The 7,296-nt window shown below is 55.5% G+C and carries 6 protein-coding genes and 2 pseudogenes; 6 read left to right on the top strand and 2 right to left on the bottom strand.

Translation table 11 applies throughout. The annotated features are described in order from the left end of the window. Window positions 1–7 precede the first annotated feature (7 nt). Window positions 8–109: pseudogene (locus AC6IZO_RS16805) on the top strand (transposase); the annotation flags it as partial. Continuing rightward, on the top strand, window positions 97–687 hold the full coding sequence (locus tag AC6IZO_RS16800; protein ID WP_497806703.1) for an IS5 family transposase: 591 nt from the start codon (window positions 97–99) through the stop codon (window positions 685–687). The pseudogene AC6IZO_RS16805 and the gene AC6IZO_RS16800, both read left to right, overlap by 13 nt. Here the strand turns inward: AC6IZO_RS16800 and AC6IZO_RS16795 are convergent. Next, the gene (locus AC6IZO_RS16795) at window positions 665–1,162 is read right to left on the bottom strand and encodes a hypothetical protein (protein WP_497806701.1); all 498 of its coding nucleotides are present in this window, start codon (window positions 1,160–1,162) and stop codon (window positions 665–667) included. The genes AC6IZO_RS16800 and AC6IZO_RS16795 overlap by 23 nt on opposite strands. Window positions 1,163–2,600: 1,438 nt before the next feature. On the opposite strand from AC6IZO_RS16795, the gene AC6IZO_RS16790 reads away from it, so the two are divergent. The 3 genes from AC6IZO_RS16790 to AC6IZO_RS16780 all read left to right on the top strand — a co-directional run bounded on the left by AC6IZO_RS16790 (window position 2,601) and on the right by AC6IZO_RS16780 (window position 5,336). Further along, window positions 2,601–2,990, top strand: coding sequence for a helix-turn-helix domain-containing protein (locus tag AC6IZO_RS16790; protein WP_497809994.1), 390 nt, complete (start codon window positions 2,601–2,603; stop codon window positions 2,988–2,990). Further along, window positions 2,980–4,233, top strand: coding sequence for a type II toxin-antitoxin system HipA family toxin (locus tag AC6IZO_RS16785; protein WP_497806699.1), 1,254 nt, complete (start codon window positions 2,980–2,982; stop codon window positions 4,231–4,233). The genes AC6IZO_RS16790 and AC6IZO_RS16785 overlap by 11 nt, the downstream gene beginning before the upstream one ends. Before the next feature lie 335 nt (window positions 4,234–4,568). Beyond that, window positions 4,569–5,336: a hypothetical protein gene (locus AC6IZO_RS16780; RefSeq protein ID WP_497806697.1), complete on the top strand. Its 768-nt coding sequence runs from the start codon at window positions 4,569–4,571 to the stop codon at window positions 5,334–5,336. A 42-nt stretch (window positions 5,337–5,378) separates the two neighbouring features. On the opposite strand, the gene AC6IZO_RS16775 is transcribed toward AC6IZO_RS16780, so the two are convergent. Further along, window positions 5,379–5,789, bottom strand: a complete 411-nt coding sequence (locus AC6IZO_RS16775; protein WP_497806695.1) for a hypothetical protein — start codon at window positions 5,787–5,789, stop codon at window positions 5,379–5,381. A gap of 99 nt (window positions 5,790–5,888) precedes the next feature. On the opposite strand from AC6IZO_RS16775, the pseudogene AC6IZO_RS16770 reads away from it, so the two are divergent. Then, window positions 5,889–7,099: pseudogene (locus tag AC6IZO_RS16770) on the top strand (IS3 family transposase). Window positions 7,100–7,296: the final 197 nt, after the last annotated feature.

The following is a 7,296-nucleotide window of genomic DNA, read 5'->3' as shown; positions in this document are numbered from 1 at the left end:
CGATGGCATTCTCTGGATTCTGCAAACCGGCGCGGCGTGGCGTTTTCTGCCCGACGAGTTTCCTTCGCCATCGACCTGCTGGCGACGGCTGAAGCAGTGGGAAGAGGAAGGCGTCTGGCTGGATGCGTGGCGCGCCCTGCTCGGAGCACTGGATGGAGAAGGGCTGCTCCAGTGCGACGAGACCTTCATGGATGGCAGCTTCGCTCCGGCGAAAAAGGGGGCGCTGCCGTTGGTAACACCAAGCGCGGCAAGGGCACGAAATGGATGGTACTGGTCGACGGTCAAGGTCTTCCGTTGGGAGTTCGGCTCGAAAGTGCCTCTCCGGGAGAAGCTACGTTTGCGGAAGCCACGCTCGCCGAAGTCCGCGTGCCGCGACCGAAAGGCCGCCCGAGGCAGAAACTCAAGCGCGTAATCGCCGACCGCGGATACGACTCCGACCCGCTGCGGGAGCGATTCCAAAAGCGCGGCATTGATCTCATCGTGCCCTATCGGAAAAACAACAAGGCCAAGCGCTACGAAGATGGCAGGAAACTCCGGCGATACAAACGCCGCTGGATCGTAGAGCGCACCAACGCATGGCTTGGTCAATTCCGCCGATTGCTCGTTCGCCATGAACATCTGCTCTCCACCTACCAAGCCTTCTTCTATATAGCCTGCCTCTGGATCACGCTGAGGCACTGTTTATGAAATACGCTCTAGTAAATATTGTTGTTTTGAACTCAGAAACCTTGGGTAGCTTGAGGCGCGGTTTCTTGCCGGACCCACGATACAGATTCTCGCGAAAACCGCCCACGTGGAGGTCAAAGCCCCCAATAAGCCCGTACTTTTGCTGATGCCGCCAGAACTCCTCCCAAAGTGCATCATAGGGATTCTGCTTATGCATTCCACGGTCTGAACCCGCCCGGATGTCTGCGATGAGCTCTAGCCCTGCAGGCCCGCGAAATTGGAAGTCTGGTCGTCGCCCGCCCCCCCAGTCAGGCTCATACAAAGTTCTTCCTATCTTGCTTGCTACGTGGAGTATGGCGAGTTCCCACTCCGTGGCGAGATAGTCGTCGCGAACGGTGTTCAGGAGCTTGCATACGTCCTGCCGCTGCTTCGGGGAGAGATAGACCGTACTCTCATTGAGGGCGAATTGCAGGAATCTCCGGGAGAATAGTGCCATCGGTAGATCGTCTCCTTAGAATGCTATTCGGACATCCCTTCGCCTACTGCTTTGTAATTTCCCACGCTTGGAGAATTTGGATCAGATCTTCCGTCACGCTAATTGCAAGCTCAGGCCGCATTGCCTGTCCTGTGGAAGCAATCTTGTCTGGATGTGTCCGTGTGTGGAGCAGTCTCAACTTGTGAAGCAGGTGGTACTCAAACTCGGACACAGGAGAGGAAACTCTCTTCGAGGAGTCTTCCAGCCACGTTTGAATGATTTCTAGGTCGTTGTAAATTCTGCCCGTCGCAGGCCCACCCGCAGCGCGAATGCGAAATGCGAGCAGCCCTTCAGCGACGTTCTTGGCTTTTGTCACAACATCGCGGAATGCACCCCCTGTCACACTTCGGCAAAGTTCATCGTATTGTCCCTTCAGTTCCGAGCGAAGAGTCTCATCGGGGACCGAGGAAAAATCAGCCGCTGGACACCGACCATTGAACCTCACGGGCGCGAGCGTTACTACAGTTCTGTTCAAGAAGTCGGATTCGACTCGAAACAGTCTCCACAGTGCGGTCTCTCCAGACTGTCCCGTCAGAAAATACCCAGCACGGCCATACCTTGCGTCCTCCATCCACCCCCACGGTCCTTGTATCGTTGTTGCTACAAATTGGTGTGCCCTCCCCCTTGATGAATTGAGGAGCCATCCCTCCATGAGACCTGAAGCTCGCGATTGTGGGCAAATATTATCCCGGAGCGGTAGAGTGGGCCATCAGGGCAACGGACAGGGAAAAACAGGAAGCACGTTGGCAGATAAAGACGCTTGCGGGCGGATGTGAATTGAATCTCCTCGAAGGCAAATGGTAAATACTCACATTTCAGCAGTAAAGGCTGGGGAACGCAGACGGTAGGCACACCGTTGCTGTTGGGGCTCATCGCTGCGCTGAATCCGGCTCGGTCGAGTATAAACAGTTCCGAAGGGGCGCTCATCTTTATCAAGTTTCCTTTCGCAGAACTCTCCGGAGCCCACACGTACGCAAACATCACACCGCCAAAGATGGGCGTCCCCAGAGAACTTCACTGTTCCGCGGTCGTGTATTGCATTAACGGTACCTCGCCTCGCCGAACGCGTCCACAGCCCCAGCATCCGTTCATTTTCCGTTGTACGGTTAGCAAGCTTCCCAAAAGCCAAGTTCGGAAAGAACTCTCTGCGAATGGACGGCGACGATGATCTGGTCTTGAGCCATCTTGCGTAAAGTTTTCTTGCTACAAAACTTGACATACTTCACTAGAGAGTTTGTCTTTTGATTGCGCGAATCTTCGTTGCGTTTCAGTGATCGACAAACAGGGGCTGTACACATCCGCGAATGTCAACGATTCCCGGACTAGAAATATATATGCAATATTATATGCATTTATTTATTCGATAGCATATAACATATCAATTGACGGCACATTCGATATGTGCCAGCATATTTCCATGCCGGATGATCAACAGAAACATATCAGACCGCTAAGGCTTAAAGGACTCCCAGCCGACTTGCGAAGTCGCATCAAGGAGGCGCGAACCCAACGAGGATGGGGGCAAAGGGAGCTGGGGGCTGCAGTGGGATTGCCGCAGCCGCACATCTCTGGAATTGAGTCTGGTGAGGTTGTGCCGCGCTTCGACACGCTGCTCGATATCGTACGCGTCCTCGACATGGACCTCTTGCTCGTTCCGCGCTCACTCGTCCCTGCCGTGCTGTCCCTCATTCGCGCACAAAAAGAACCAAATTCTGCCGAGAAGCCACTCTATGCGGCGGAGGATGAGGAAGAGCCAGAGACGGGCGAGATGGTGCGCGATGAATTTTGATCCCAAAACAATGAACGCGCTCGCCGTCAACCTGCACGGCCGCCGCATCGGTGTGATCAATCGCCTTGGCGGCGACCGTCACCTGTTTTCGTTTGAGCAGGGCTATATCGATGATGTGCACCGTCCCACTCTCAGCCTTTCCTTTAAGGGCCAAGGAGGAGGGCTGGTAATTCCGACGCGCGCCGTTACCGCGCGTCTGCCTGTATTCTTCTCCAACCTCTTGCCAGAGGGGCATCTCCGCGAATACCTTGCCGCGCGCGCGGGCGTGAAGCCACAACGCGAATATTATCTCCTTGCCGTGCTCGGCGCCGATCTGCCGGGCGCGCTCACAATTACTCCGATGGAGCAGCGTGCGCAGACACGCACGGAGCATCCGACAGGCCGCGTCGACAATGAACGAATACCCGAGGCTGCACTACGGTTCTCCCTTGCGGGTGTGCAGTTGAAATTCTCCGCTGTAATGGAAACTTCGGGCGGTCTTACGATTCCTGCCGACGGCATGGGCGGTTCATGGATCGTAAAGTTGCCATCGGCTCGTTTTGCGTCAGTCCCTGAAAACGAATACGCGATGATGGCGCTGGCAAGGGCAGTGGGTATTGAAGTACCGCATACGAAACTGATCGACATTTTCAACATCCATGGATTACCGGCCGAAGCAGCTGCAATGCAGGGAAAGGCGCTGGCGGTCGAACGCTTTGATCGCAGCGCGCAGGGCGCAACCATTCACATGGAAGATTTCGCGCAGGTGTTTGGCCTCTATCCCACAGACAAATACCATCATCGGAGTTACGCCAATATCGCCGCCGTGCTGTGGGCCGAAACTGGCGAATTGGGCACGTATGAATTCTTTCGACGGCTTGTGTTTTCAGTACTTATTGGCAACGCCGATATGCACCTCAAGAACTGGTCGCTGCTCTATCCAGACCAGCGTACACCGGTCTTGTCGCCAGCCTACGACTTGGTCGCGACTCTTCCCTATATTCCAAACGACAGCCTGGCGCTCACGTTTGGAGGCAGTCGCAACTTGACTGAAATCACGCCTGACCAGGTTAGGCGTTTCGCTGATACAGCGCGCCTTCCGGCGAGCCCTCTATGGCCCATAGTTACCGACATCGCTGATCGAACGGTTTCAGCGTGGCAGCAGCTTGCCGAGAAGGGCCTGTTATCAGACAAAATGCGAGATTTGATCGGGCAGCAAATTCTGTCCGTTGCCAAAGCTATCAGCCAAGCGGTTACGAAGTAGCCGAGTGCATACAGCTGCTGTCAGTCGCGTTGCATTTCCTTGTCGTAGGCAGTCGAATGTAGTCATCGACAATAACGCGGTTCAAACTCCCGGCAATCGAATATCTTGATTGAATGCGCGACAAACTTCTCAAGGTCGTTCGAACTCTTGACACAGATTACGAGCCCTACGGCAAGGCAGAGCGTGGCGATTCCGATTGCTCTTCGGGCTGTCGCCACTTTGCCAAGCTGGCCGGTAATTTTGGAAAGGATTGAGGAGTTTGCACCAATCCCAATTCGCCACGGGCCGGATTGCTTAGCTATGAGCATCAAGGATGCGCAGCATTCCGACCGATCTTGATTGATCGAGCCCTCACCGATGCACAACTCAGAGGAATCATCGGAGAAGCGAGCGAAATTCTGAAAGATCGCCGACGGGAACATCTGGATTCAACCGCAGTGGAATCGCTGGCATTGCCCAGTAAGAAAGGCGAGTTCTCATATGACGTGAGGACATCGTATTTCGCGCGTATCGAAGGACACTTTCCCACGATCTTCCGTTTGGAACCGCACGACGATGGGTTCGTCGCCATTCCTCTGGCGGCCCGTACGTCCGGGAAAGAGCGTCCAGTAATCATGGGACGCTACCCGGCAAAGAATGGGGAGATATTCAAGGTCGTCCGTGAGAACGGCGAGTATTCCTATCAAGTTCCCTTCAACGGAGAACTCTATAACTTAAAGCAGTATGGAAATTTGCCGGACGTCGGTTTCCCAGGGCTGGAAGCCCTCAGACGCTTTCTGGAAAGCGTTGAAATTGAAATGTTCGAGAAAATCACCAGCGATGCACATTTGCGACTGTCGCACGCCAAACGATTTCTGGATGAGAGCCAAGATAAGATTCAACGTTGGCATAGCCGCGATTTCCGGGCTGACGAAGCTCCGAGGAATAAGCAAGAGTTGCGCGAAATGTTGCAGGTGGAGGAAGAAGAGGTCAAGCGTCTTCCGACCTATATCACCGAGACCGAAGCATTTATCGAATGGCTGAAGGGAATTGACCGCTCAAATCCCACACTCCATTCGGTGCTTGTTCCACCAGCATCAAAGCGACGGCTGAGCAAGCGGTAAACAGCTTCTATTTACGTCAAGCTGACCTGCGGCGTAGATAAATCAAAAAACATTTTCTGGCTCTGAACTCCCGGGAGCCGCATGTTCCCGACAGCGAGTCTGAATCCACCCGCCGCGATTTGGCTTGCCCGGCTTTCCGCACTCCTCACAAGTATTAAGTGACTCTCGTTCTGCGTCGTTAATCGCATCCGAAGTTGCGTCGTTTGCAAAATCTGTGTAGAAGCGAAGTCCACCGAACTTTTCCTTGACTTGGACGACTTCGAATTTCTCGCCCGTCTCTTCCTCGAACTGTTTCACGAGGGATTCCAGTCGTTCGCACAAACGCCAGATAATATCGAACCAACCATCGCCGTGTTCAAAGCCGAACGGCATGAGGGTGTGCTGTATCGATCCATGAACATCGAACCACGATGGCCAACGTTCGACGATTCGCTGCTCCAATTCTCGTTTCATATAATCGCTTGGCCTCACAAGAGGTCTGCTGGGTGGAGTGCCCGGCGAATTTTGTACCAGTTGGAATGATAAGAGAATCCGGTATGAGAGGAGCTGGGTATGGCGAGGAGGAAGCATACGCCGCAGCAGATTGTGAGCCTGCTGCGCAGATTGAAGTAGGCGTGGCCAACGGAAAGACCACGCCGGCGGCGTGCCGTGAAGGCGGGATCACGGAGCAGACGTACTACCGGTGGCGGAAGGAGTTTGGCGGCCTGCAGGTGGACCAGGCTCGTCGGCTGAAGGAGCTTGAGCAGGAGAACGCCAAGCTGAAGCGTCTGGTTGCTGAGCTGAGCCTGGACAAGCTGGTGCTGAAGGACATCGCCTCGGGAAACTTCTAAGCCCGGAGCGGCGGCGCTGTGCGGTGTCTCATGCGCAAGTGGAGCATGGGATCAGTGAGCGGCGGGCGTGCCAGCTGGTGAACCAGCCACGCGGCACGCAACGCTATCACCCCGTACAGCGCGACGACGAAGATTCGCTGACCCGGGCCGTCATCGAGCTAGCCAGCCAGTACGGACGCTACGGCTATCGCCGCATCACGGCGCTGCTCGTGCGCGCCGGCTGGCGCGTTGGCCACGACCGGGTGGAGCGCATCTGGCGCCGCGAAGGGCTGAAGGTTCCGCAGAAACAGAAGCCGCGCGGACGGCTGTGGCTGAACGATGGATCGTGCATGCGGCTGCGTCCGGAGCACAAGAACCATGTCTGGAGCTATGACTTCGTGAGCACCAAGACCTACGACGGACGACCGGTTCGAATGCTGAACCTAATCGATGAATCGCCCCCGGGAGTGTCTGCTGAACCGGCCCGAGCGGCGCTGGTCAAGCGCGAAGGTGATCGAGGTGCTGGCCGACGTGATGGTGATGAAGGGCATCCCCGAGCATATCCGCTCGGACAACGGCCCCGAGTTCGTAGCGAAGGAACTGCGGAAATGGTTGGCCGACACGGGCGCAAAAACGTTGTACATCGAGCCGGGCTCTCCGTGGGAGAACAGCTACTGCGAGAGCTTCAACTCGAAGCTGCGGGACGAGTTTCTGAATGGAGAAATCTTCTACTTGATGAAGGAACTGCGCGTGCTGGCCGAACGCTGGTGCGTCCATTACAACACGGTGAGGCCGCACTCTTCGCTGGGCTACCGGCCACCGGTGCCACAAGCGTGTCAGGGCACAACAAATCAGAGGCATGGAGAAGTGGAAAGCAAAACCCGCTTCCCACTTCTCCACACCCCCGACTGCGACGGCGACGGAGTTACAACCCAAGCCGCTGCGCTACACTAACAATCAAACTGGTGCAAAACATCGGGCAGGCCACCGGGACATTATCTGTAACCAAAAAGACGGCGGAACTTTCAGCGCATAAGCGGCGCCTTCCCAAAAGTGCGTTGGCAGCCCGGAGGCGGGGCGTCTGTTGACAAGGTCACGGACGAGGCATAGGCTCCAACTTGAGAAGTATTCTCTTCCTCTTTCAGATCCTC

It is taken from the genome of Oryzophilus luti (genome assembly GCF_059726245.1).
This window is presented reverse-complemented; position numbering and strand designations above follow the sequence as displayed.